This window comes from Coleofasciculus sp. E2-BRE-01, assembly GCF_040221695.1.
Lineage (GTDB): Bacteria > Cyanobacteriota > Cyanobacteriia > Cyanobacteriales > Coleofasciculaceae > Coleofasciculus.
In genome coordinates this window covers 54,827-78,800 of the sequence record NZ_JAVKEA010000011.1, presented here as the reverse complement: position 1 = coordinate 78,800, position 23,974 = coordinate 54,827, and the positions used below count along the sequence as shown (strand labels likewise).

At 46.4% G+C, this 23,974-nt stretch carries 21 protein-coding genes; 11 read left to right on the top strand and 10 right to left on the bottom strand.

Going from position 1 to position 23,974, the window contains the following annotated elements:
- The first annotated feature begins 160 nt into the window (after window positions 1-160).
- A complete protein-coding gene (locus RIG66_RS01990) occupies window positions 161-1,828 on the top strand; it encodes a WD40 repeat domain-containing protein (protein ID WP_446374707.1) in 1,668 nt (555 codons plus the stop codon).
- Window positions 1,829-2,283: 455 nt separating this feature from the next.
- On the opposite strand, the gene RIG66_RS01985 is transcribed toward RIG66_RS01990, so the two are convergent.
- Window positions 2,284-2,943: a TraX family protein gene (locus RIG66_RS01985; protein WP_446374705.1), complete on the bottom strand. Its 660-nt coding sequence runs from the start codon at window positions 2,941-2,943 to the stop codon at window positions 2,284-2,286.
- 250 nt (window positions 2,944-3,193) lie between these two features.
- Here RIG66_RS01985 and RIG66_RS01980 point away from each other — a divergent pair, with 250 nt between their 5' ends.
- A complete protein-coding gene (locus RIG66_RS01980; protein WP_446374703.1) occupies window positions 3,194-3,961 on the top strand; it encodes a ChaB family protein in 768 nt (255 codons plus the stop codon).
- 276 nt (window positions 3,962-4,237) lie between these two features.
- Here RIG66_RS01980 and cobO read toward each other — a convergent pair whose 3' ends face one another.
- On the bottom strand, window positions 4,238-4,918 hold the full coding sequence (gene cobO, locus RIG66_RS01975; protein WP_446374701.1) for a cob(I)yrinic acid a,c-diamide adenosyltransferase: 681 nt from the start codon (window positions 4,916-4,918) through the stop codon (window positions 4,238-4,240).
- Between the two features lie 139 nt (window positions 4,919-5,057).
- Between cobO and psaD the strand changes: the two genes are divergently transcribed.
- Window positions 5,058-5,528, top strand: coding sequence for a photosystem I reaction center subunit II (gene psaD, locus RIG66_RS01970; protein WP_446374711.1), 471 nt, complete (start codon window positions 5,058-5,060; stop codon window positions 5,526-5,528).
- 33 nt (window positions 5,529-5,561) lie between these two features.
- Here the strand turns inward: psaD and RIG66_RS01965 are convergent, their stop codons facing one another.
- Window positions 5,562-5,744 (bottom strand): hypothetical protein, encoded by a 183-nt coding sequence (locus tag RIG66_RS01965; RefSeq protein WP_446374699.1) that lies wholly within the window; start codon window positions 5,742-5,744, stop codon window positions 5,562-5,564.
- Between the two features lie 79 nt (window positions 5,745-5,823).
- On the opposite strand from RIG66_RS01965, the gene trpE reads away from it, so the two are divergent.
- The 4 genes from trpE to RIG66_RS01945 all read left to right on the top strand — a co-directional run bounded on the left by trpE (window position 5,824) and on the right by RIG66_RS01945 (window position 10,463).
- Window positions 5,824-7,347 carry an anthranilate synthase component I gene (gene trpE / locus RIG66_RS01960; protein WP_446374697.1) on the top strand — a complete coding sequence of 508 codons (1,524 nt, stop codon included), beginning with the start codon at window positions 5,824-5,826 and terminating at the stop codon, window positions 7,345-7,347.
- Between the two features lie 246 nt (window positions 7,348-7,593).
- Window positions 7,594-8,460 (top strand): tetratricopeptide repeat protein, encoded by an 867-nt coding sequence (locus RIG66_RS01955; protein WP_446374695.1) that lies wholly within the window; start codon window positions 7,594-7,596, stop codon window positions 8,458-8,460.
- Window positions 8,461-9,065: 605 nt separating this feature from the next.
- Window positions 9,066-9,452 (top strand): hypothetical protein, encoded by a 387-nt coding sequence (locus RIG66_RS01950; protein ID WP_446374693.1) that lies wholly within the window; start codon window positions 9,066-9,068, stop codon window positions 9,450-9,452.
- A gap of 138 nt (window positions 9,453-9,590) precedes the next feature.
- Entirely contained in the window at window positions 9,591-10,463 is an 873-nt protein-coding gene (locus tag RIG66_RS01945) for a fructosamine kinase family protein (protein ID WP_446374709.1), read from the top strand.
- Between the two features lie 210 nt (window positions 10,464-10,673).
- On the opposite strand, the gene RIG66_RS01940 is transcribed toward RIG66_RS01945, so the two are convergent.
- Entirely contained in the window at window positions 10,674-13,004 is a 2,331-nt protein-coding gene (locus RIG66_RS01940; protein WP_446374691.1) for a PAS domain S-box protein, read from the bottom strand.
- 269 nt (window positions 13,005-13,273) lie between these two features.
- On the opposite strand from RIG66_RS01940, the gene RIG66_RS01935 reads away from it, so the two are divergent.
- Window positions 13,274-14,821 carry an Ig-like domain-containing protein gene (locus RIG66_RS01935; protein WP_446374689.1) on the top strand — a complete coding sequence of 516 codons (1,548 nt, stop codon included), beginning with the start codon at window positions 13,274-13,276 and terminating at the stop codon, window positions 14,819-14,821.
- A 205-nt stretch (window positions 14,822-15,026) separates the two neighbouring features.
- Here RIG66_RS01935 and RIG66_RS01930 read toward each other — a convergent pair whose 3' ends face one another.
- Window positions 15,027-15,749, bottom strand: coding sequence for a GUN4 N-terminal ARM-like repeat domain-containing protein (locus RIG66_RS01930; RefSeq protein ID WP_446374687.1), 723 nt, complete (start codon window positions 15,747-15,749; stop codon window positions 15,027-15,029).
- 192 nt (window positions 15,750-15,941) lie between these two features.
- A complete protein-coding gene (locus RIG66_RS01925) occupies window positions 15,942-16,655 on the bottom strand; it encodes a response regulator transcription factor (RefSeq protein ID WP_446374685.1) in 714 nt (237 codons plus the stop codon).
- Between the two features lie 297 nt (window positions 16,656-16,952).
- Here RIG66_RS01925 and RIG66_RS01920 point away from each other — a divergent pair, with 297 nt between their 5' ends.
- From RIG66_RS01920 to RIG66_RS01910, 3 genes are all read left to right on the top strand, one after another.
- A complete protein-coding gene (locus tag RIG66_RS01920; RefSeq protein ID WP_446374683.1) occupies window positions 16,953-17,201 on the top strand; it encodes a hypothetical protein in 249 nt (82 codons plus the stop codon).
- A gap of 309 nt (window positions 17,202-17,510) precedes the next feature.
- Window positions 17,511-18,932 (top strand): NADP-dependent isocitrate dehydrogenase, encoded by a 1,422-nt coding sequence (locus RIG66_RS01915; protein WP_446374681.1) that lies wholly within the window; start codon window positions 17,511-17,513, stop codon window positions 18,930-18,932.
- A gap of 19 nt (window positions 18,933-18,951) precedes the next feature.
- Window positions 18,952-19,101 carry a hypothetical protein gene (locus RIG66_RS01910; protein WP_446374679.1) on the top strand — a complete coding sequence of 50 codons (150 nt, stop codon included), beginning with the start codon at window positions 18,952-18,954 and terminating at the stop codon, window positions 19,099-19,101.
- Between the two features lie 390 nt (window positions 19,102-19,491).
- Here the strand turns inward: RIG66_RS01910 and RIG66_RS01905 are convergent, their stop codons facing one another.
- The 4 genes from RIG66_RS01905 to RIG66_RS01890 all read right to left on the bottom strand — a co-directional run bounded on the left by RIG66_RS01905 (window position 19,492) and on the right by RIG66_RS01890 (window position 23,739).
- Entirely contained in the window at window positions 19,492-20,565 is a 1,074-nt protein-coding gene (locus RIG66_RS01905; protein WP_446374677.1) for a hypothetical protein, read from the bottom strand.
- A gap of 433 nt (window positions 20,566-20,998) precedes the next feature.
- On the bottom strand, window positions 20,999-22,141 hold the full coding sequence (locus RIG66_RS01900) for an LptF/LptG family permease (protein ID WP_446374675.1): 1,143 nt from the start codon (window positions 22,139-22,141) through the stop codon (window positions 20,999-21,001).
- A 103-nt stretch (window positions 22,142-22,244) separates the two neighbouring features.
- Window positions 22,245-22,973, bottom strand: coding sequence for an LPS export ABC transporter ATP-binding protein (lptB, locus tag RIG66_RS01895; protein WP_446374673.1), 729 nt, complete (start codon window positions 22,971-22,973; stop codon window positions 22,245-22,247).
- 250 nt (window positions 22,974-23,223) lie between these two features.
- Window positions 23,224-23,739 carry an LptA/OstA family protein gene (locus RIG66_RS01890; protein WP_446374671.1) on the bottom strand — a complete coding sequence of 172 codons (516 nt, stop codon included), beginning with the start codon at window positions 23,737-23,739 and terminating at the stop codon, window positions 23,224-23,226.
- Window positions 23,740-23,974: the final 235 nt, after the last annotated feature.

The window sequence follows — 23,974 nt, the reverse complement described above, 5'->3', positions numbered from 1 at the left end:
AATGTTCCTTCTGTCTCTTGGATTTTTTCAACCATGACTCCTGGTAAGTTGAGGAGCTTTGTCATTTCTCTTTTCACAATTACTACTCTGGATTTTAGGTACAGTATGTTAACAGTTTAGCACACTAAGTACGGAAGACCCTATTAAAACACTCTTCCCCTTGGGATCTGTCACCCCACTAATTCAAGCCATCCAAACTACCGGAAACAGTAAAACCTCTGTTGGGACAGTCCTCAGTGAAGTTTATTCTAGCCTCTATGACGCGGTGGGGGAAGTGCGAGAACGAAATAGCTTTAGCGGACATCAAGATGATGTCACTGCCGTGGCGTTCAGTCCCGATGGTCAAACCATTGTCAGTGGCAGTAGGGACAAAACCCTCAAACTCTGGGATACCTCTAGCAACTTGCTCGACACCTTGAGCGGACATCAAGAGGCTGTCTCCGCAGTAGCGTTCAGTCCCGATGGCAAATTCATTATCAGTGGCAGTAGGGACAAAACCCTCAAACTCTGGGACACCTCTGGCAACTTTCTCGACACCTTGAGCGGACATCAAGATGATGTCACTGCCGTGGCGTTCAGTCCCGATGGTCAAACCATTGTCAGTGGCAGTAAGGACAAAACCCTCAAACTCTGGAACACCTCTGGCAACTTGCTCGACACCTTGAGCGGACATCAAGAGGCTATCTATGCAGTGGCGTTCAGTCCCGATGGCAAATTCATTCTCAGTGGTAGTAGGGACAAAACCCTCAAACTCTGGGACACTTCTGGCAACTTGCTCGACACCTTGAGCGGACATGAAGATGATGTCACTGCCGTGGCTTTCAGTCCCGATGGTCAAACCATTGTCAGTGGCAGTAGGGACAAAACCCTCAAACTCTGGAACACCTCTGGCAACTTGCTCGACACCTTCAGTGGACATCAAGAGGCTATCTATGCCGTGGCGTTCAGTCCCGATGGCAAATTCATTCTCAGTGGCAGTTGGGATAAAACGCTCAAACTCTGGGATACCTCTGGCAACTTGCTCCACACCTTTAGCGGACATGAAGATGCTGTCTTTGCCGTGGCGTTCAGTTCCGATGGCAAAAGGATTGTCAGTGGCAGTTGGGACAAAACGCTCAAACTCTGGCATGGGGGAAATTGGCAATATTTGCTACAAGTAGGCTGTGAGAGATTGCGCTTGCATCCACAACTCGCCTCTCCTGATAACGACAAGGCGGGAGCAACCTGCTTGCAATATGGTGGCTGGAAAGAAACAGAACAAGCCGAGTTTTTGGTGAAGCAAGGAAAAGCGATCGCCCAAGAACAACAAGATGTCAATACCGCTATCAAGAAGTTCAAACAAGCCAAAAGACTTGACCCTGACTATCAACTCACTTCCCTGGAAACAGAAGCCAAAAAATTAGCCGCTCCTGGTTTAGTGACCCAAGGAGAGACACTGCTGGAAGAAGACAAAATCAAAGAGGCTTTAAGCCATTACCAAAAAGCCCAACAATTTGACCCAAATTTGCAAATCTCGGCTGATTCATGGAATAGTCTGTGTTTTTATGGCAGCCTTAACCACTTTGAGGTTGAGGTTATGTTTGCCTGTGATAAAGCAGTTCAAGTTGCACCCCAAGAGAGCAAGGCAGATTATCAAGCTAATCGAGGCATTGCTAAAGCCTTAACCGGAGATAAAACCGGAGCTATTGAAGATTTGCAAGCTTATGTGAATTCACCTGATATATCTGATGAAGATCAAGCTAAATGGCAAGGCTGGATTAAGGAACTCAAAGCTGGAAAAAATCCTTTTACGGATGAAGTCTTGCAAGACTTGCGAAACACTGAATGAAGCGCCTGTGATACAAACAGTCGGCTAAAATATGAGATACACAGACAGATCTCCGACTTCTTAGGAGTTGTCGGAGATCTTGCTTAGAGACTGTACCTCATCAACTTGAAAATTCTGCTAGTCAAGGAGATCGCTTCCATTGTCTCCTAATCAACCACGTCAATCCAGCCACAATTAGCAAGCTGAATATTTTCGTCCAGTGTTTACCCCAACAACCGGATCAAAATGGGGAGATCTGTAGGGGCGGGTTTAGGAACTAACACAACTTGTCACCAATAACTGAACAACAAAACCCGCCCTCCGCCCTAATTGGGTTTTCATTATCTTTGAGTAAAGGGCGACCCGATTCAATTGAGTGGATACAAGTGTTACTTTGTGCAAGCGGGTCGCCCCTACACGAGATTCAAATGTGACCTGATTTTTTCCCACAAAACCCATCCTTCGTCTTAATTAATTCAATACATCGTTAAAAACCATTTAATCCCAGCTATCACGCCCAGATGAACCGGATAAAACAAGTAAAACCATCGCGTTTTTATTCCTGCTTCCCCATTGTGTAGGCAAATAAATACGGGCGCAATAATACCAGCCAATTCAATAACACTCCCCCCAAGGGCGACATAAAGGATATGCGGTACTATATAAACCACCCACCATTTAAAATGAAACTGTCCGGAACGAAACTTTGACATTATATAGACGAGTGGCAATGTAAAAAATCCTGCCTCGAAACGAGCGACTATGGCAATCGTGGTAAACAATAAAACGATCGCGCCCTTCAGCAGACCATTATTAACCTGTTTCGAGAGTCGAATCACCATCACGCCAGCCGCCAGCACGAACAAGATATTCAGGGGAGGCGTTGCTGAGAAAATTAAGGAATAAACATGAGAATAAATCGGTTGTGAAATAACTCCCAGCAGGATTAGCCTAAATACATAGTTCCAAATATTAGATGTATAGTTTTCTCCTTGTGCCGCTAGCCAAGCAAAGAGAGGAAAGCTCAACCGTCCGAGCGCAACCATAATCGTTGCTTCTGGGAAAAATACCCGTCCAACATGATCGATTAGCATCAGCAGACAGGCGATTAATTTAAGGTGAAATGAATTCAGCAATTTTATTAAAGGGAACAGGGAAAGGGTAATACCTAATTCAAATGCACCTCAGCTTAATACTAAATCCGGGTTCTCTACCCCCGTTATAATTCAGTCCGCCTAGGCGGACTTGGTTTGTGTAGTAGCGATTTTAATCGCCGTGGATTTCCTTCTGTCATGATCCACCCTAAGAGCGATGAAAGAGGCGGGGTATATTCCCTAACTTGTAGTTTAGCAAAACCAATCACGAAGACACTTATGGAGGGTTTACATGGCTGATGATTATAGAGCCGAACGCACGATTTCTGCGGTATTTAAGGAACAAGATCAAGTCGATACCGTAGTCCGACGCCTGGTCGATCGCGGCGTTCCCTCAGATCATATCTCGGTAATGGGTAAGAATTTTCAATCTCAAAGCCGAATTGCTGGATTTATCAGTAAAAAAGATGTTATTTTAGGCGGACTCAGAACCGGGGCAATTTTTGGATCGTTATTTGGTTCCTTCTTAAGTCTGTTGACCGGGGTGGGTGTTTTATTCATTCCCTTTGTTGGTTCTGTGGTGTCAGCCGGTCCCCTGAGTGCTGTACTCTTAGGCGCAGCCAGTGGTGCGCTAGCGGGTGGTGCTGGTGCCGGTTTAGTCTCGGTTCTGGCGGCGTTAGGAATGTCAGAAGAGAAAGCGGCGATTTACCAAACCCGACTGCAAGCGGGTGAATTTCTGGTGATGGTAGAAGTTCCCGCCGGAAAATCTGGCGAATACCAACTCTTAATGCAAAATGCAGGTGGGGAAGAAATCCATACCAGCGATATGACCCTACCTCGTCCCTGTCCCGGTAAATGCAGTGATCCCAGCGATTTATCTCCCGAAGTGCGATCGCATCTGTCTGAAGCGGCTCAGAAAACCTTTATCGAGCGCTACAATAGCGTTTACGATGAGAATCAAGACCCGATCCAAGCAGAACAATCTGCGTGGGAAACCATTCATCAGCAGTATGAAGAAGATGAAAATGGCGTTTGGTCTAAGCAAAAAGTGACCGCTTAAATTGGGTTTGTAGTGGCGTGGCACACCTTATTTGATGAATTAGAATGGGAGACCCGAAACCGTAGGGGCGCAAAGACTTGCGCCCGATTCAATGGTCAAATCGAATCCACAATTTTAGCTGTGCCACGCCAGTAGTTTGTAGTAAGGGAACCTTAGCCTTTTATTCAGTTAGTCAACCCAACCAATACGCTTAAGTAAAGGTGCGTTACGCTACGCTAACGCACCCTACAATTGGGGGCGAACTTGTTACTGTTAAACCGAGCGTAAGGCAATCCATTAAAATTCAATTCCCGGTTGCGCTTTAACATTTTGCTCCCGCAGCGGATGCTTCACCAGTGTCATTTCGGTGACTAAATCTGCCTGTTCCATTAAGGGTTTCGGTGCGCCTCGTCCGGTTAAAATAACGTGAGACACGGCGGGTTTTTCTGCTAACCCTGCCAATACTTGCTCAACGCTTAAATATCCCAGTTTTAACGCCACATTTACTTCATCCAATAGCACCAACCGAAACTCTGGGTTGCGGATAAACTCCAGCGCTTTTTCCCAGGCGGCTTCGGCTTTGCTGATATCTCGTTCCCGATCTTGGGTTTCCCAGGTAAACCCCTCACCCATCGCATGAAATTCCAACTGAGGTGTCTCCCCATTGGCGGCGGCTGTCCACGGCGCAAACGCCGCCTTCTCTGCGGGTTCCCAGGCTCCCTTGATGAACTGAACGATCGCAACCCGATACCCATGACCAAGCGATCGCAAAACCATCCCTAGGGCGGCTGTCGTCTTCCCCTTGCCATTGCCTGTGTTTACAATAATTAACCCTTTTTCGCTTGACGCTTGAGCCAGACGTTGTTCCTGAACCTGCTTGCGTCGCTGCATTTTCTGGCGGTACTGCTCTGAGGTTAACCCAGAAGCGTTCTCAGATTCCTCAAATGCGCTGGATTCCCCGTATGAACTGGTTTTCATCGCCAATCACTCAAGACTTATGACAAAGAATTTATAACTAACTGTAACAGTTCTTGACAAAGTGACAAAATAAACCGGAACGGAATGATAGCATTCCCTAAATGCCCTATTTTCTTATACACGATTGAGAGAGACAGTTATGGCAGAAGAAGAAAACATGCAAGAACAGGCTCCAGAAGCAGGACAGCCTACTTTATCTGGCAAACCTCCCCTCTTTGGCGGTAGCACCGGTGGCTTGCTGACCAAAGCCCAAGTGGAAGAAAAATATGCGATCACTTGGACTAGCTCTAAAAAGCAAGTCTTTGAAATGCCCACGGGTGGTGCAGCAATCATGAATGAAGGGGAAAACCTGCTGTATCTGGCTCGTAAGGAGCAATGTCTGGCGTTGGGAGCCCAGTTGCGGACGCAATATAAACCCAAGATTGAAGACTACAAGATCTACCGGATTTATCCCAGTGGTGAAATCCAGTATCTGCACCCTGCAGATGGCGTCTTCCCAGAGAAAGTCAACGAAGGGCGTCCCTTTGTCGGTAAGATTGACCGCAAGATCGGTAAGAATCCCGAACCTGTTACCCTCAAGTTCAGCGGAAAGGCGACTTACGAAGTCTAATCGCTGACCCGTATTAGGCAACTGAATACTCATTCAGGATAGCGGGTTAACGGGTGACTGACGGGCGCTGCACTGGTTAATCGGTTGCAGGTCTGTTAATTTGTTTGAAGGTTGGTGGTTCATCTCGGTGAACTGCTCAACCTTCAATTTGGTGATTTGGGAAGTGTTGACGGTGTAGGGGCGGGTTTCACTACTATCGTTTCTTGCTTCACCCATAAGTAACTAAACCCGCCCTGACCAACCCTTCGCTTCCTCATCTCCCCTATCTTCCTCATCATTCATACAATTGAAGCCTATGATATTACCTGAGTTTTCTCAATTTTGCACCCTGTCTCAACAGGGTAATTTTGTACCCGTTTACCAAGAGTGGGTGGCAGATTTAGAAACTCCGGTGTCGGCTTGGTATAAAGTCTGTGCAGGTCAACCCTATAGTTTTCTCCTGGAATCAGTGGAAGGGGGAGAAAATGTGGGACGCTATAGTTTGTTGGGGTGTGATCCGTTATGGGTGTTGGTTGCACGGGGCGATCGCACGACACAGACGCACCGGAATGGTACGGTAACGGAGTTTGAGGGGAATCCATTTGAGGCGTTAACTCATTGCCTTAGTCCCTATCATCCGGTTAAATTGCCCCAATTACCACCCGGAATTGGTGGGTTGTTCGGGTTTTGGGGGTATGAGTTGATTCGCTGGATTGAACCGCGAGTCCCGGTTTACTCCCCCTCGGATCAAGATTTGCCAGATGGATTATGGATGCAGGTGGATAACCTGATTATTTTTGATCAGGTGAAGCGGAAAATCTGGGCGATCGCTTACGCGGATTTACGGGAGGCGAATGGGGACTTGGAATCGGCTTATCAGCAAGCCTGCGATCGCGTCAAGACATTAGTTCACAAGCTGCAACTCCCGTTATCAAGTCAGGATACGGTTTTGGAATGGACGCCGCCAGGAACCACCCAGCAGCCGTTACGCTATACCAGCAATACGGAAAAGGAACAGTTTTGTGCCAATGTCCAAAAAGCCAAAGACTATATCCGTGCGGGTGATATCTTCCAAGTGGTTCTCTCCCAACGGCTTTCGGCTGACTATCAAGGTGATCCCTTTGCCTTATACCGTTCCCTACGTCTGATTAATCCCTCGCCTTATATGGCGTATTTTAATTTTGGTGATTGGCAATTAATTGGGTCAAGTCCGGAAGTGATGGTGAAAGCCAGCCGATTACCCACGGGAAAATTACAAGCTACCCTGCGTCCCATCGCCGGAACTCGTCGTCGCGGTGAAACACTGCAGGAAGATGAAGCGTTGGCGCAAGATTTACTGCAAGATCCTAAGGAAATTGCTGAACACGTTATGTTGGTGGATCTGGGACGTAATGACTTAGGGCGGGTTTGTACCAGTGGAACCGTAACCGTTGATGAGTTAATGGTTATCGAGCGCTATTCCCATGTTATGCACATTGTTAGTAATGTGGTGGGAGAACTGGCTGAGAACAAAACCGCTTGGGAGTTACTCAAAGCCTGCTTTCCGGCGGGAACCGTCAGTGGTGCGCCGAAAATTCGGGCGATGGAAATCATCCACGAATTGGAACCGGAACGGCGGGGTGCTTATTCTGGGGTCTATGGCTGGTATGATTTTGAAGGGCAACTCAATAGCGCGATCGCGATTCGCACTATGATCGTTCGTCCCCATCCCTCTGGTACACATACAGTATCGGTGCAAGCGGGTGCTGGTTTAGTGGCTGATTCTAACCCGGAAAAAGAATACGAAGAAACCCTGAATAAAGCCAGAGGCTTATTAGAAGCTATTCGTTGTTTAAGTTAAGGGAGTGGACACAATTAAAGTTAACGGTTGAGATTAGGGAACAGGGAACAGGGAACAGGGAACAGGGAACAGTAAGGGTTTGAGGGCGATTTACTTGTACTTAATACAGTACCGTTTTCTTTTGTCCGATTACTTAATAACTATGTCTACTCAATTTGTTTAGGTGGCCCTCTACTCAATTTAACGGAAGCACAATTTGCAATTATTGACTCAATTATATTCTAAAAAATAAATCAACTTGTTGTTATGAGAAAAAAACATTGGAGTTGTGAAGAAATCCGAGAATTTTCCACGGAGAAGATTCTCGAAAAATTGCATGATTTTGGCATTCCGATGACTCCAGAACAATTTCTGGAAGATGTACAAAATGCTTACGGGGGTATAGAAATTGCTGAACACTGGAAAGAACAATATACAATTACAGCGGAACATTTTGACTTAGACTTTCCTTGGATGGCAGCCATCGTTCTTTGGGAACGATTAGCCCCTGATGTGATGAGTAATGAAAAATTAGACGACTTAATTGATCAAGGGTACGATATCCTCGAATATAACCATGACGAAGCTAAAGCCTGTACGATCTGGTTAGAAGCTTGGGAACACCTGAAACAAAGATTTGAGCCAGATGTAAAATCAATTGACGCAGCAGCAAAGCGTTTTAATGACTCGTTTGAACTTTATAATTGGTGTCAGGATGTAGAACTTTATCTAGGCAATGCCGCCTTAGAAAATAGCGATTATTATCATCAGCGAATTACCTACTGTCGTGAGTTTTGCCAACGATTTCCGGACACAGAGGAGGAAATCCTGGTGAATATGAAACGGGCAGACGCAGAATCCCATTTTTTTTTAGGCAAGATTGAAGAAGGGGAAAAACTATTTCAAGATTTAGTGAATCAATTTCCTCAGTCAGTCTGGGGATATATCGGTTGGGGAGATATGTATTGTCTTAGAATGAGGAACGTACAGCTTCCCGTGGATTATGTCAAGGCAGAAAAAATTTACAAAACTGCGTTGAAAAATAACGTAGATGAACCTGAAGTGATTCGGGATAGACTGCGATCGCTCGCCAAAAAAACGGGTGGCAAGGGATTTGGCAGTTCCAAGCCATAGAGACTATGATAGTAAACTGGCAGAATCAGGACACAGCCTGGTGTCTATGCCAATTTTCAGGGGTCGGACAAAAATAAATGCTACTATACTAAGACCTAGACAATGCTTGTAACCTTTGACTCAAAGTAATTTGAGCCATATTTACAGGAATCTACACAGCGCCAAAAACTTCTGTTCGACTACTCATATCATATCCGGCTGGGCAGTGGCGTCTGTAGCGGATCTGTTGCTTGTCAATACCATAGCTAAAGGAAACTGAGTGTCCCCAGAGGTTACGAACCAGGGTAAAGCGGCTTATACTAGTGGTTAACTCTCGTCAAGAAGGTCTAGAGTCTACAACCTTAGAGGGAACTAGATAATACAACTTGAGAGAGAATTTTAAGATTAATTTTTGAGTTATAACTATACTAGACTTAGCTGGAAGCGGAATTAGGGGTCTTGCCGATTTGATTGAACAAGCAGATTGTCTGATCAATTCTGTCTGATAAATTCTGACTGTTGAAAATTGTCATGAAAAATTTTATATCCGGTTAGTTGCCCAAAAAGGTGGAATAAAGAGCAGTGTACTTTTCATGTAGATGAAAAAATACTTTGAGGTGGATGACATGCAGAATAAACAAGCTGATGATTTTTATTTGAACCAAAATTTAAGCTCCCGGCAAAATATTAATACAGAACAACCATCCCAATATCCATTTTCGACAAATTCACCAAAAGGCAATCCGTCATCTTTTGAGGAAAACGGAGGCTTATTACTGATGCCCCTAAGCTTTATGGTAATGGCTTGGGTGGTTTTAATTTTAGTACGGTCAAATGTATTAAAATCATTCCGGAATCGATTAACGCCTATCAAACGATTACATCAGGTTCCTTGTTTAAATTGTAAATATTTTAAAAATGATCCCTATCTGAAATGCGCTGTCAATCCCTGTACGGTATTAACGGAAGAAGCTGCCAATTGTTCTGACTATTGCTCAAAAGATAGCCGATAATTGTCTCAGGGATCACCGGGAAAGGCAAAAGGTTCCAGGGCAGAGGATAGAAGGCTCCACGGAAAAAGAAGTCAAAGTCGATCCTCCTTTCTGATAAACTGGCGTTGGAAGTCTGCCGCCAACATACTAATGTCAACGATGTGGACAGAGATAGCTGCCCAGATTAGCCAAGTCACAGGCAAACCCTTTGAAGTCGTGAACCGCCGTTCGGTGAGTGGCGGCTGCATTAATCAGGGTTGTGCGTTAATCGGTGACGATGCTACCTATTTTGTCAAGACTAACCAAGCCTCTCAAGTCAGTATGTTTGAAGCAGAGGCGTTGGGATTAAAGCAAATGCTAGATACCCATACGATTCGAGTTCCGCAACCCATCGTCTATGGTGTCGCTGGAAATTCGGCGTATATTGTCCTAGAGTGGCTGGAATTTGGCGGTGGGAATAGTGAATCCTGGGTAGAAATGGGACGCCAGCTAGCAGCGATGCATCAGGCGACTCCGCCTCAAGACAAAGACGGGCGATTTGGCTGGAATCAAAACAACACCATTGGTTCAACGCCACAAATTAACGATTGGATGGATGATTGGGCAGAATTCTTTGCCGAACATCGATTAGGATATCAATTCAAACTAGCACGGCGTCGCGGGGGACATTTTCCGGGGCAAGATCAATTATTGGCAAAAGTTCCTGAATTGTTGGATCATCAACCCAAACCCTCTTTGATTCACGGGGATTTGTGGGGGGGAAATGCGGCTGTTACCACATCAGGGGAACCCGTACTGTTAGATCCAGCAACTTATGTCGGCGATCGCGAAGCGGATATTGCCATGACAGAATTGTTTGGTGGCTTTCCGGCGGCATTCTATCGGGGGTATAACCAAGTGTGGCAGTTAGATTCGGGGTATAAGCAGCGCAAAACCTTGTACAACTTGTACCATATCATCAATCACTTCAATCTCTTTGGTGGTGGGTATGGCTCGCAAGCCAATCGGATGATCGAGCAAATTATTGGATGAGATTCGGTTAAGTTGACACCAATGAAGGCTTGCGCCCAATTTAACCGTAAAATCTCACAACTAAGGAAATGTGAGACTATCCATCAAAACTATGGCGAGAGAATTACCGAAAATGTACCCTTGCTCCCCCTGCTCCCTCTGCTTCCCCTGCTTCCCCGGCTTCCCCTGCTCTGTTCCCTCACCACAAAACTTATTCAGCAGACCCTAACCCTACAATAAGGGAATTTCTACCACAAACTCTGTACCGCATCCGGGTGCGGACAAGCAATGTAAATTTCCCCCATGTTTGTCTACGACAATTTGATAGCTAATCGATAATCCTAACCCTGTTCCTTCTCCTACAGGTTTTGTGGTAAAAAATGGGTCGAAAATTTGTTCCTTGATTTGTTCCGGAATGCCAGAACCATTATCAGCAATGTGAATCAATACAGAATTGCGCTCCGATAATTCAGTCCGAATCCATATCGTCGGCGTAGGAGCATGATAAGGAAAAGAAAGTTCTGTCGATGCTGAACCCTTATTCTTATCCGCTTGTTCATCCCCTGAATTGAGAGTATCAATGGCATTATTCAGCAAGTTCATAAAGACTTGATTGAGTTGTCCGGGATAACATTCTACAGGCGGCAGCTTGCCATAGTCTTTGACGACTTGGATATTAGAAGCGTCCGGCTTTAAGCGGTGCTGCAAAATTAACAGCGTATTCTCCATTCCTTGCTCAACATCCATGCATTTGCGTTCAGCTTCATCTAGGCGCGAGAAATTCTTTAGGCTACCAACTAACGTTTCCAGACGGTTAACGCCGAATTGCATGGAACTAAGAAGTTTGGGAAAATCTTCTCTGAGAAAGTCGATATCAATATCCTCAGTTAAGGTTTCAATTTCTGGTGCAGGTTGAGGATAGTGCTGTTCATAAAGTTGTACTAACTCCAATAAATCTTCAGCATATTGATTAGCATGATCAATATTCCCAGAGATAAACGTAATCGGATTATTAATTTCATGAGCAATCCCTGCCACCAACTGTCCCAAACTCGACATTTTTTCATTTTGAATCAGTTTAAGTTGAGTCTGTTTAAGTTCACGCAGAGTTTTTTCAAGCTGGGTGGCTTTTTCCTTCAAGTTTGTTTCCGACTCTCGCAAGGCGGCTTCAGCGGCTTGGCGTTCCTTGAGTTCAGCCGAGACTTGCTCAAACAATGCCGCTTGCTGAATTGCCATGCTTAACTGAATACTAAGTTTTCGCACACATTCAATTTCCTGTTGCTGCCATTGTCGCACTTCCGAACAGTGATGGGCAACCAGTAATCCCCAGAGCTTTTTACCTTGTAAAATAGGGGCGACTAAGCTAGCCCGAACCTGAAGATTTTCAAGTAATTCAATGTGACAGGGGCTTAAATTGGCATTGTAGATATCGTCAATGACTCGAATATAACCGTCTTGATAGAGAAGCGATGTCACGTCAGGATTCTTAAAAAAATTGTCCTCAATGGTTGTGCCGACAATCTTCCTCCACCCACCGCCAACTGACTCCACATCAACGGTTCCTGCCCAATCTGGGTCAAACCGATAAATCAGAGTGCGATCGCACTTTATAAATTTCCGCACCTCTTCGACGGCTGTATTCAAGACTTCATCCAGATTCAAGGATTGGTTAATTCGCTGATTTATACAACTCAAAAGCCGTTCTTGCTTGGCTTGTTGCTTTAATTGCTGTTCAGTTCGTTTGTTTTGGGTAATGTCACGGAATGACCAAATTCTGCCGTAGCACGTTCCTGTAGCCGATAAAGCTGGCGTGGAATAAAGCTCGAAAATTCGTCCATCAGTTAGCTGAATTTCATCCTTATGAGTTAGTGGCGGATGCTGTTCCAGATATTCGACTTTACTAAACACTTTTAGCGGTTCAGCAATTAAGGGCAACACAAATTCTAAAAATTCCTCTTTATCGGAGGATTTCATCATGTCATCAGGAACCTGCCACATTTGGCAAAAGCGAGAATTGTGATTAATGATTTGACCATTGGGAGCAATGACAATGACACCATCGGGATCAGCTTCTTGTTGCGCCTTTAATAAAGCATGATTGCGCTGAAGTTCCTCTTGGGCTTGCTTACGGGATGTAATATCAGTCTGGACGCCAACAAAATAGATCACGCGCCCCTTAGCGTCTCGAATCGGTGAGATCGCTAGCTCATTCCAAAAGGGTATTCCATCTTTGCGATAATTCTTAAGGACGACCTTTACCTCTTGCTCAGTTCGTAGAGCCTGACGGATTTGCTTAATCACCTGCGGATCAGTATCGGCTCCTTGCAGGAAGCGGCAATTGCGTCCAACCACCTCTTGACGAGAATAGCCAGTAATTTTCTCGAAGGCGGGATTGCAATAGACAATTGGCAAATCCGGTTGGCAAGCATCACTGAGGACAATGCCACAGCTTGCTGCACCAAGGATACGCTCATCTAAGCAAAGTGGCTCCTGAGCTATTTTTTTGAAGGTATTGGCGTCGAAAAGACGACCCGTTGAGGGTTGATGGAGGTCGGAAATCATGGCAGTAAGTCAGCAACGTGTAATATATGCAGGGGTCGAGGCGTATTCTCCTTAATTTAAAAACGCCTCACAAGAGATTCAATACACCCAAAGGATGAATTTACAGAACTTTACAGAAAAATCACCATACAGTTTATTGAATATAAAGATTCGGTAACAATACTCTGTTTTATCCGGACAAGGGTTAGTAGAGAAAGCCTGCACCCTATACAGTTACTGTCTGGAGGCGGATCTAGACTAGAATCTAAATGCCAACTTTGATCGTTGAAATGTCAGCTCCAACCGTACTATCTAAAAAATTCCTCCAACCCATTGACCGTCTGGCTTTGATAATCATGGTAGTGCTAAGTCTGTTAATTGGCATCGTGCTATTGACAGGCGATACCACTCGACCTAGAGTTAGGGATTTCAGTTGGCAGGACAAATACATCAGTGCTGAGGATACGGCGTTTATTCTAACCTTTAGCCGTCCGATGAACCACGCCAGCGTAAAAGCAAATCTCAAAATCACGCCAGTTTTGCCAGAGGGTGAGGTGAGTCCCTCAGATGTACCGCCAATCGAGGGCAAGATTAGCTGGGCGGGGCGGAAAATGGCGTATACATTGCTTTCGCCGATTCCCTATGGTAATGACTATCAGGTTCAGCTTCAGGGGGCAAAGGAGAAAATACCAGGGGTTGAAGAAACAGGTACAGTTATGGAACCGTTTCAGGCAACCTTTCACAGTCGCGATCGCGCTTTTGCTTATATTGGCGTTGAAGGAGAGGAACAGGGGCGGTTAATCTTCTATAATCTCACCCAACAGCAAAAAACGCTGCTGACTCCAGCTGATCTGGTGGTACAGGACTTTCAGCCCTATCCTGGGAGCGATCGCATTTTATTTTCTGCCAATGATCGCCAAAATCAGGCAAAGGGGTTACTCACCGCCCAACTGTACACCGTAACCACAGGACTGTCGTTTCCCTCTCCAGATCAGCGTTCTCCGGCTCAGCAAACCCCTGGGAAGCTGGATTTGGTGTTAGATAGCGAAAACTATCAAAATCTGCAATTTGACCTATCCAGAGACGGGCAAATCATTGTGGTACAGCGAGTGAATCGAGACGATCCCGCTGACTTTGGTCTGTGGATGATCCCTACTGATGGCGAACCCCAACCCTTAGAAAATCAGCCTGGTGGGGAATTTTTAATTGCCCCAGATAGTGCCTCATTAGCTGTAGCGCAAGGGCAAGGGGTGGCGATTTTGCCCTTAAACGCCGACGCCGAACCGCTAGACTTTCTGCCCAAGTTTGGTCAAGTTCTCAGCTTTGCCAGCGATGGTGCAGCCGCGACAATGGTGAAATTTAATACCGACTATACGCGATCGCTGTTTTTGGTGAATAATCAGGGAACTGAGGAAGAACTCCTGCGAACAACGGGTTCGATTCTCAACTGTGAGTTCGCCCCAAATGAGGAAACCCTCTATTGCCTGTTAACCCAACTAATTCAAGGGGAAGAGTATCGCGAGGAACCCTTTATCGCCGCCGTTAATCTCGACGCTGAACCCGATAGTGAGGAGAGTCTGGTCAAACCCTTAGTGGTGTTACCGGAACAGCGTGATATTCAACTGAGTTTATCCCCAGATGGGTTAGCCTTATTATTCGATCAGGTCGCCACCCGACCTGCCTCAGCCATTGATAGTTTAAGGAACGACGAAGGACAAGCGATCGCAACTGGGCGTCTTTGGCTACTACCCTTAGATGAATCGATAACCTCAGAAACACCCGTACAACTCCAACCTGAACCATTATTACCAGGATTTCTCCCCCACTGGCTACCCTGATTAGGGTGTCGGGTGTTGGGAAGAATTGAACCCCAATCCGCGATCGTCAATTGAGGGAGATGAGAAACCTGTAGGGGCGGGTTTCACCACTATCATTTGTGGTCACCCGAATGTAACTAAACCCGCCCCGACCTAGCCGTTAAATTACCACAAATGCCAAATGACCAATGACCAATGACCAATGACCAATGACCAATGACCAAATTTAACTTAACCACGCCGGATGAGACAGCAAAGTGGCAATCACCCGGACACCGCGTAGCTGATTAGAAAGCGGCAGATGACCTTTCGGGGCGCTGAGATCCCAGGTAAACTCATTGGGGTATCGCGTCCAGCTATTCCCGGACTTCCAGCCAATTTTGGGCCACAGTTTTTCCCAGTTTTTGCCCACAGCAAGCCAAAGTTCCCGCTGCACAGAAAATCCAAATTTACCTTGCGAGTGAATCACCCACAGGGTATTAATGGTCTGTAAATCCGGAATTGGGAACTTCTCCACTTCGGAAAAGTACAACCATTTGCGCTGTACAGCAGCAGACCCAGCCAACTCACAAAGTTTCTCTAATGTCAACCTATCCGCTGCCTGAAACTCTTGCTCGGCAAGTAACTGTTGTAGAGGAGCGTAGTCAATATCCCGTTCAGACAACAGGGGAACAATTCCTGTCGGAAAATGGTTTTGTAGGAACTCCTCAGTTTTGGCAGTCTTTGCCTGATAAAGGGCTTGGTATGCCAAACCGACACTGAGACTGGGAGGGGTTGAGGATTGCGCTTGCAGAAAGTCCATCAAAACATCTAAACCAGCATCCCCCTGATTCACCAGTTCGGGAATGAGCTGAAGTTGTTTTTTCTCAGAACTTGACCCGAGTTGGCTACTCAACTCGGCAAGCTGATTAGAGGTTTCGGGTACGGAGGCAGTCGTTTGGTCTATCATGAAGCGACGTGTTTGAAGTTGCGGCAACTAATCCTATTGTCGAGGCAAAGTGGCTCCCTTGAACGCCTGAGACTCTAAAATTGACAAAATTACTTTAGAACGTTGGTCTAGAAACCGCTCCCCCAGCTCCCCCAGCTTCCCCAGCTTCCCCAGCTTCCCCAGCTTCCCCAGCTCCCCCGCCTTCCTACCTTCCTACCCATTACTCGGAGGTTGATAACCATTTTCATAGGCAAAACGAATAAGCTGAGCGCGGTTCCCCAGCTTTAACTTATTAAGAATACTACTCAGGTGGGTTTGAACAGTACGTGGACTAATAAACAAGCGATTGCTGATTTGTTTGTTCGTCAATCCTTGAATCACTTCCCAAAACACTCGTTCTTCTGCAGGTGTCAACGGTAAAGGCGTAGGGGTGACAGTTTCTTCTTCCTGGGGTGCTGAAACCTCGGTCGCTTGAGCGGTTTTGGCTTGGTTCGCTAACTCCGTGACAGCAGAACTGGCATTAAGCTGCATCAACTGAACAATCAGAGCATGGATGCGACGGGTTCTCTCTAGCTGAGCCTCGATTTTAGCCGCTAATTCTCTCGGATTAACGGGCTTAATCAGATAATCATCCGCTCCGATTGAATGACCCTGAATCCGGTCTTCTAGTTCTCCTTTGCCCGATAGAAAAATAAACGGCATCAGTTGACCAGAGGGAGTCGCCCGCAGACGACGGCAAAATTCTATTCCATCCATCTCTGGCATCATCACATCAGAAACCACCAAATCGGGTGGATTTTTGACACAAGCCTCCAAAGCTTCTGCCCCAGAACTCACCTGTTGAACCTGATATCCCATATTTTCCAGGGCGCGTGTCAGAGTAATGCGTAATGTTCTATCATCATCAACCACTAAAATTTTTTTCATCGTTGGTCGTCAGTCATGGATCAAAAGGTTGAAGGTTAGGGTAGGTGAGACGCTTTCCCTCAGAACGTCCTTCCTTGGGCAATAAGCATCCGGACAGGAGCAGGAATCAGTAGCAAAAAACTCAGTGTTGGTAATAGCCTAGCGACTTCAGTAGCGTATTGCCACAAACATTGAACGACAAGCCAACTGGAGGACAGATGAACCAACCCTCTGTCATCAGCTACCCCATCACACAGTCGGGTTAACGCCGAGCTAGGCTCTATCGAGGAACAGAATGCGCCACGATAGCCAACACAGATGCTTTATTCCAGCATAATAGTTGAGTTCAGCGAGTGTCTAAGCGCTAGACTATCGAGTCCAAGCTTGTCGCTGTACCGCTCAAGAGCAGGGGAGCTGGGGGAGCTGGGGGAGCTGGGGGAGCTGGGGGAGCAGAGGGAGCTGGGGGAGCTGGGGGAGCTGGGGAAGCTGGGGGAGCTGGGGGAGCTGGGGGAGCTGGGGAAGCTGGGGGAGCAGAGGGAGCAATGTAGAAACGTGCCATGGCGCTAGGGTGGGCAGGGCAGTAAAAGAGAAATATTAACCTATATTTTGTAGTATTGGATACTTTTTTGGGGAGATTCCTCCGTCCTTCATAAGTTTGGTCAGCAACTGAAGCTGTGCTTTTTCTAAGGAGTAATGAGTAATGGGTAATTCATGAAACGTCCGTTATATTTGTTACCAATTTCTGGCTATTTTCGTTCTCATTCGACAGCAATCTGCAAAAAAACTTAATAAAGTTCCCAGCAGCCAAGAGATCTGGTAACTTTTTCGGAGCATCAATAATCGTGATGCTGATTTTAACCTTAGCCAAAGAGTTTTATGTACGAAAAAATCACACCTCCAGATACAGGGTCTCGCATTACCTTCGAGGATGGGAAACCCATTGTTCCTGATGATCCGATTATTCCCTTCATTCGGGGAGATGGCACAGGGGTCGATATTTGGCCCGCCACCCAAAAGGTTATTGATGCGGCGGTGCAAACGGCGTATGGTGGGAAGCGGAACATTACCTGGTTTAAGATTTATGCTGGCGATGAAGCCTGCGACAAGTACGGCACGTACCAATATTTACCGGAAGACACCCTAACCGCGATTAAAGAATACGGCGTTGCAATTAAGGGACCCTTAACCACACCAATCGGCGGAGGTATTCGTTCTCTCAACGTCGCCTTACGCCAAATTAATGACCTCTATGCCTGCGTGCGTCCCTGCAAATATTACCCAGGGACACCCTCGCCCCACAAAGAACCCGAGAAACTAGATTTGATTATCTACCGGGAAAACACAGAAGACATCTACCTGGGAATTGAGTGGCGTCAGGGAACCGAAATTGCCGACAAACTGATTTCGATGCTCAATCAGGATTTGATTCCAGCAACACCAGAACATGGCACAAAGCAGATTCGCCTTGACTCAGGGATTGGGATTAAACCTATCAGTAAAACCGGTACTCAACGTCTGGTTCGTCGCGCCATTGAACGCGCCTTAAGCTTACCTAAAGCCAAGCAAATGGTTACCTTGGTGCATAAGGGTAATATTATGAAATACACCGAAGGTGCATTTCGAGACTGGGGGTATGAACTAGCGACCACAGAATTCCGGGCGCAATGTGTTACCGAACGCGAATCTTGGATTCTCAGCAATAAAGAACATAACCCGGATATCAGCCTCGAAGACAATGCCCGTAAGGTTGAACCCGGTTACGATGCTCTGACACCGGAAAAGCGGGCTGAAGCGACGGCAGAAGTCGAAAGTGTTCTCAATGCCATCTGGGACACCCACGGCAATGGTCAGTGGAAAGAAAAAGTCATGGTCAATGACCGGATTGCGGACAGTATTTTCCAACAAATCCAGACTCGCCCGGATGAATACTCGATTCTGGCGACGATGAACCTGAATGGGGATTATTTGTCCGACGCGGCGGCTGCCCTGGTAGGAGGTTTAGGCATGGGACCCGGTGCTAATATTGGTGACACCTGTGCAATTTTTGAAGCCACCCACGGCACAGCACCCAAGCACGCGGGTTTAGACCGAATTAATCCCGGTTCACTCATCCTATCGGCGGTGATGATGTTGGAATATATGGGATGGCAAGAAGCGGCTGATTTAATTACACGGGGAATTGGCGGTGCTATTTCTAATCGGGAAGTAACTTATGACTTAGCCCGAATGATGACACCACGGGTTGAGTCACCGTTGAAGTGTTCTGAATTTGCGGACGCAATTATTAAACACTTCTAACTCTATCAGGCGGGGCACGATGGTATCCATCCTTGTCAACTTAAGCTCAACCCCTCTCCCCCAGCCCCTCTCCCACGCCGGGGAGAGGGGAGCAAGAGAATCCGGTTCCCCTTCTCCCCACGGTCCGGAGTTGGGGTTAGGGGATGAGGGGGAAAATATCGAGGAGTAGGTAGATAGACACAGCTTAAAACCTTGCCAGCATTGGTTTTCACCTTAAGTTGACACCAATGGATGGTATCGTGCCCCTACCCAATCAATTATCCCTTCCGTTGTGGTAGGGGTACGGCAATGCCGTGCCCTATTATCACCATCGTAGTCTTGAGATTGGGGGCAGGGCGGGTTTCGTTGTCCAATTTGAGATTGGTCTCCTAATTTAATTCCTAAACCCGCCCCTACATGTTTGGGATGTACATTTAGAAGGTGCGATCTCGCGGGAAAACAGGGTCGGTTTTATTATCTGGTTTCCGGTTAATCTTTCCATCTAATATCGTGGCAAAAAATCTAACCTAGGGGCGGGTAATGGAACAAAATGAACGGATCAACCAATAACCTTCTCTCCCTAACGGGGTGCATTTAATTGTGAGCCGTTAAGCTGACTCGGTTGTAACCCCGGTGTAATGGGTGTCGGATTATTTCCGGCGCTAGGAACGTTATTGGGTTGAATCGGATATTGTCCAACATTAGCGGAGTTAGCAGGTGCTGTAGGCATCACCGGAGAGGTGGTGATACCCGTTGCTGGGACTGGAGGGACAGGAACTGAGGGATACATGGGCTGTCCAGCACCGTTGTAAACGGTTCCATTCGGTGCCACTCCTGTGGGATAGGTAGGCTGTCCGGCACCATTGTAACCAGAGACTGTCGGTACAGAAGCCGGAGGGTAGCTAGGCTGTATCATCCCACGGTTGGTTGTCGTCCTTGGCGCAGTTCGTGCTGGAACTCGGGTTTGTTCTCTCGTTCTAGAGGTTGGCACGGTTTGACTTGGACTTGTATCAGAACGTTGAGTCAGTTGCTCAGAATTTTGATTGCTCGTTGTAGACGCCTCAGTTCCTGACACCTCAGTCAATTCTTGGAAAGCATTCGCAGAAGTTGTTTCTGAGTTTGACGACGAAGGCTCAGAACTTAACATATTCGGGTCAGGAAAGAGTCCCTTCCCCGATAAAATATCCCCCATGAGAAAGTCTTGTGAGGCTTTGGCGAAGGGATTGCTGGAGCTTGCTTTTGACTCAGCAGCGCTATTTAGGATTGAGGGAGTAGAGGTTGACGGCGGTTCGGGTGTCGATGCGGTCAAGGAATTTTTTTTGTCTCCGGGCTTCTGATTGGGTAGATTAGCCAACGCTAAAGCATTCTGTTGGTCAAATTCCTCAATCAGGACTGCCGAACTGTCAATATCTGCCATGTTAGCGGCAAGTTCTTCAGCCGAAAGCGTTGTCTCATCGGTTGAGTTCTCAAATTGCTCGCGGATTGGGTCTTCTTCCAAAAAACTCAACCAATTGGGATTCTGCCAATATTCCCAGACAAACAACACGATTAAGCCAAAGCCCATGACTGATAGCCAAAATTTGGGTTGCCTTAAGGGTTGAAGTCGGGCTTTTAAATAGCGCAGATACGCAGGCACTTGATTGGGAGATGACATAGCGCAAGCTGGAAGTATGATTTGACAAAAATTGAACGAACCGAGTCAGAATAAGTAGAATAATGTAACTTTTGTTACAGAAATAATTTAAATGATTGATTTTTTCTGAGTAAGCGGTTGGTTCTGGAGTGCAACCCACTAATTATATCCAATCTGATAGACTTTGCGACTCACCCGTTCGGACAGGTTATAGAATGTCGCTGACTTAAGCCCTCAACTAAAGTTGGGGCTAAAAGCTGAAACCCGTTGAAACGGGTTCAAAGAGTTAATTCATTTGTCAATTGCCACATAGTCCTTCACCCAGAAAATTTTCCCCACACCCGACACCCCCACACCCGACACCCCCACACCCGACACCCCCACACCCGACACCCTAACTACCTTTCCGAAGAGTCACCCCTTCAGGTTAAGGGGTTTGGTGACCAAACCCCTACTATCGGGCGGCTCGAATTAATAAAAATCCGCCAACCGCAAACCCCATCAGATTGGGCAACCACGCAGAGATTAAGGGGGGGAGGTAATTACTTAATCCTAGAGCATCTCCGATCGCCATTAGCATATAATACGCGAAAATCACTAACACGCTAATCCCAAAGCCTGTCGCTTTACTGGTACGCTGAGGTTGATTGCCTAATGATCCCCCAACTAAGCCAAAAACAACGCAAGCAAAGGGTAAGGCAAATTTTTGACTGATGCGGATTTTGAGTTTGCGAATGTCCTCCTCATCCCCACTCTGGCGCTCTAACTCTAGGCGTTCTCTGGCTTGAGTGATGTTCATTTCATCGTAATCGCGGTCTTTTCTCGCCAAATCCAAGGGAATGCGAGGTAATTGTAGTTGTTGGTGTTCAAACCGCACGATGTTACGGTAGGAGGCATCCGGTGACACTAAATAAATCGTACCGTTATAGAAATCCCAAGTGCTTTGCGCTATATTCCATATTGCGGAATTAGCGGTGACAATTTGGTTAAGACCTTGCTGAGACCAGTCGAGAATGGTTAAGCCCTTCATCCGCTCACCATCAAAATTTTGAGCGTAGAATAAGCGCTTGAGTGTCTTATCCTCCCCATATTCTCGATAGAAGATATTGCGCTCTTTGAAGGTGGGTTTTTCTTCTCCTAATGCTTTTTCTAAGGTTATCGTGGCTTGATAGTTAGAGGCAGGGACTACGTATTCATTAAATCCAAAGGTAATGCCAGTAACAATCAAACTCAGTAATAACGCGGGTAGCACTAGGCGATAAATACTCACCCCGCAGCTTCGCAACGCGATTAGTTCACTGTCGCTAGACAGACGGCTGTAAGTCAATAAGGTGGCTAACAGGACAGATGTAGGAAAAGCATACGCCATGAACTGAGGTAAACTCAACAGCAGCACTTTCAGCACCAATGTGGCGGGTAGTCCTTCATCCACCGCTCTCCGCATCAAGTCAAATAAGCTACCAATCGTTACCCCCACTGAGGAAAACATTCCCATACCAAATAAAAATGGGGGAATGAGTTCGGTGATAATATAACGATCCATCACCGATACGCCAGGAATGAAGGAGAAAAGAGGTAGAGATTTACGGATCGTCATTTGTCATTCGTCATTTGTTATTCGTCATTCGTCATTTGTCATTCGTCATTTGTTTATGGAAGGGTTTGAGGGCTATTTACGAAACATCGAGAAACAGCCAGGATTATTTTTGAAACTCATCACCTAAGTAATATTGTCGCACCAACGGGTTGTTGTAAAGTTCTTCAGCACTACCCGATGCCAAAATTTGCCCATCTCGCATGATATAGGCGCGATCGGTGATGGCTAGGGTTTCGCGAACATTATGATCCGTAATTAAAACGCCAATTTCGCGATCGCGCAACCGGGCGATGATTTTCTGAATCTCAGACACAGCAATCGGATCAACCCCAGCAAAGGGTTCATCCAAGAATAAAAACTTGGGTCCTTCTACGCCTGAAGCTAACGCCCTTGCCAATTCTGTGCGACGGCGTTCACCCCCAGAAACCCGCCTCCCAATCGTATTCGCTGCTTTTTCCAAGCCAAACTCTTCGATCAACGTTCGTAACCTCCAGCGCCATTCTTGACGGGGTACACCCGTTTGCTCTAGCACCAGTCGAAGATTATCCCGAACGGTCAGATTACGAAATATACTGGGTTCTTGTGCCAAATAGCCAATCCCAAAACGCGCCCGCTGGTGCATCGGCTGCTTGGTGATGTCATTATCATCTAACCATACTGTGCCTTGATTTGGTTTTTCTAGACCAATAGCAATGTAAAATGTGGTCGTTTTTCCCGCACCATTTGGACCTAGCAGCCCTACAACTTCTCCTTGTGCCACCGATAGATTGACGCGGTTAACGATAGACTTTTTGTTATAGGATTTATGAATATTCTCTAAAACGATTTTCAAGAATAGCTACCTCAGTTGGCAAGTTTGGTGATGGTATAGAGACATACCATGGCATCTGTGGTAGGGGCAGGTTTTACGACTATCGTTTCCTGTTTACCCAGATATAACTAAACCCGCCCCAACCGAGTTTTTCGTCTGTAGGGGCTGGTTTAACGACTATCATTGGCTGTCACCCAGATGTAACTAAACCCGCCCCGACTAAATGTTAAGTTAGCCTGTTTTCTAACGAATAACAAATGACAAATAACAATTATGGATCACTTACTGGAGTTTTGAACACAGGTTTTGGATTAAAGGGAGGAGTTACAGGCGGCGCGACAGGTTGAGTTGGAGCTTCTGGATCAGACACAATATAGATGGATTCAACCTGTTGTTCAGTTTTGGGTAGAGCAACAAAGCGCCCTTCATCAATTAAATAGGTAATCGTTTCACCGCGCAGACTATTGCCTTGTTGCAAAACGTAAGCATTCCCCGTGAGAACAATGCGCCGTTCTCGACTAAAATATTGGGCTTGAGCCGCCGTTGCTTGAATTTGGCGAGCCGGATAATCAATTTGTACATTCCCCCGCGCTGTGACAACACCCGTTTGGGAATTCGCTTCTTGAACATCTGCCCGAACCGTGATAGCACGTCCATCTCCAGTTTGGGCTTGGGCATCTTTGAGGGGAGTCGGAAGCGCGATCGCTCCCATCAGGCTAATTGGCAGTATCAGCGCTATGCCTAGACGCCGCTTCAGGTTAACCATATAAAATAAGCAGGACTTCATCAGTTTATTTATCAGCCATAAGTGTCGGGCAGATCCGAGAAGTCTTTCAACCTCAGACCTTTGTATTATACTACTGGCGATTCATCGGGAATTCCGTCTAGCTCTGTTAATACCCCATTCACAGATGTCAAGTGTGATTCTTCTCGCCAGTTGAGGGTAACTCGTTTGACGAATCAACACCTGCTCATGTTTCATCGTGACTATCCTCAGTACAATGGCACTGAAAATGGGAACT

What these genes read in the sequence shown, in the direction of transcription:
- RIG66_RS01930 (WP_446374687.1), bottom strand. Translation starts at nt 15,749, where the DNA reads ATGATAGACCAAACGACTGCCTCCGTACCCGAAACCTCTAATCAGCTT.
- psaD (WP_446374711.1), top strand. Translation starts at nt 5,058, where the DNA reads ATGGCAGAAGAAGAAAACATGCAAGAACAGGCTCCAGAAGCAGGACAG.
- RIG66_RS01925 (WP_446374685.1), bottom strand. Translation starts at nt 16,655, where the DNA reads ATGAAAAAAATTTTAGTGGTTGATGATGATAGAACATTACGCATTACT.
- RIG66_RS01950 (WP_446374693.1), top strand. Translation starts at nt 9,066, where the DNA reads ATGCAGAATAAACAAGCTGATGATTTTTATTTGAACCAAAATTTAAGC.
- RIG66_RS01980 (WP_446374703.1), top strand. Translation starts at nt 3,194, where the DNA reads ATGGCTGATGATTATAGAGCCGAACGCACGATTTCTGCGGTATTTAAG.
- RIG66_RS01890 (WP_446374671.1), bottom strand. Translation starts at nt 23,739, where the DNA reads ATGAAGTCCTGCTTATTTTATATGGTTAACCTGAAGCGGCGTCTAGGC.
- RIG66_RS01940 (WP_446374691.1), bottom strand. Translation starts at nt 13,004, where the DNA reads ATGATTTCCGACCTCCATCAACCCTCAACGGGTCGTCTTTTCGACGCC.
- RIG66_RS01905 (WP_446374677.1), bottom strand. Translation starts at nt 20,565, where the DNA reads ATGTCATCTCCCAATCAAGTGCCTGCGTATCTGCGCTATTTAAAAGCC.
- RIG66_RS01945 (WP_446374709.1), top strand. Translation starts at nt 9,591, where the DNA reads ATGTGGACAGAGATAGCTGCCCAGATTAGCCAAGTCACAGGCAAACCC.
- RIG66_RS01965 (WP_446374699.1), bottom strand. Translation starts at nt 5,744, where the DNA reads ATGGGTGAAGCAAGAAACGATAGTAGTGAAACCCGCCCCTACACCGTC.
- RIG66_RS01955 (WP_446374695.1), top strand. Translation starts at nt 7,594, where the DNA reads ATGAGAAAAAAACATTGGAGTTGTGAAGAAATCCGAGAATTTTCCACG.
- RIG66_RS01920 (WP_446374683.1), top strand. Translation starts at nt 16,953, where the DNA reads ATGCTTTATTCCAGCATAATAGTTGAGTTCAGCGAGTGTCTAAGCGCT.
- RIG66_RS01915 (WP_446374681.1), top strand. Translation starts at nt 17,511, where the DNA reads ATGTACGAAAAAATCACACCTCCAGATACAGGGTCTCGCATTACCTTC.
- RIG66_RS01900 (WP_446374675.1), bottom strand. Translation starts at nt 22,141, where the DNA reads ATGACGATCCGTAAATCTCTACCTCTTTTCTCCTTCATTCCTGGCGTA.
- RIG66_RS01910 (WP_446374679.1), top strand. Translation starts at nt 18,952, where the DNA reads ATGGTATCCATCCTTGTCAACTTAAGCTCAACCCCTCTCCCCCAGCCC.
- cobO (WP_446374701.1), bottom strand. Translation starts at nt 4,918, where the DNA reads ATGAAAACCAGTTCATACGGGGAATCCAGCGCATTTGAGGAATCTGAG.
- RIG66_RS01935 (WP_446374689.1), top strand. Translation starts at nt 13,274, where the DNA reads ATGTCAGCTCCAACCGTACTATCTAAAAAATTCCTCCAACCCATTGAC.
- trpE (WP_446374697.1), top strand. Translation starts at nt 5,824, where the DNA reads ATGATATTACCTGAGTTTTCTCAATTTTGCACCCTGTCTCAACAGGGT.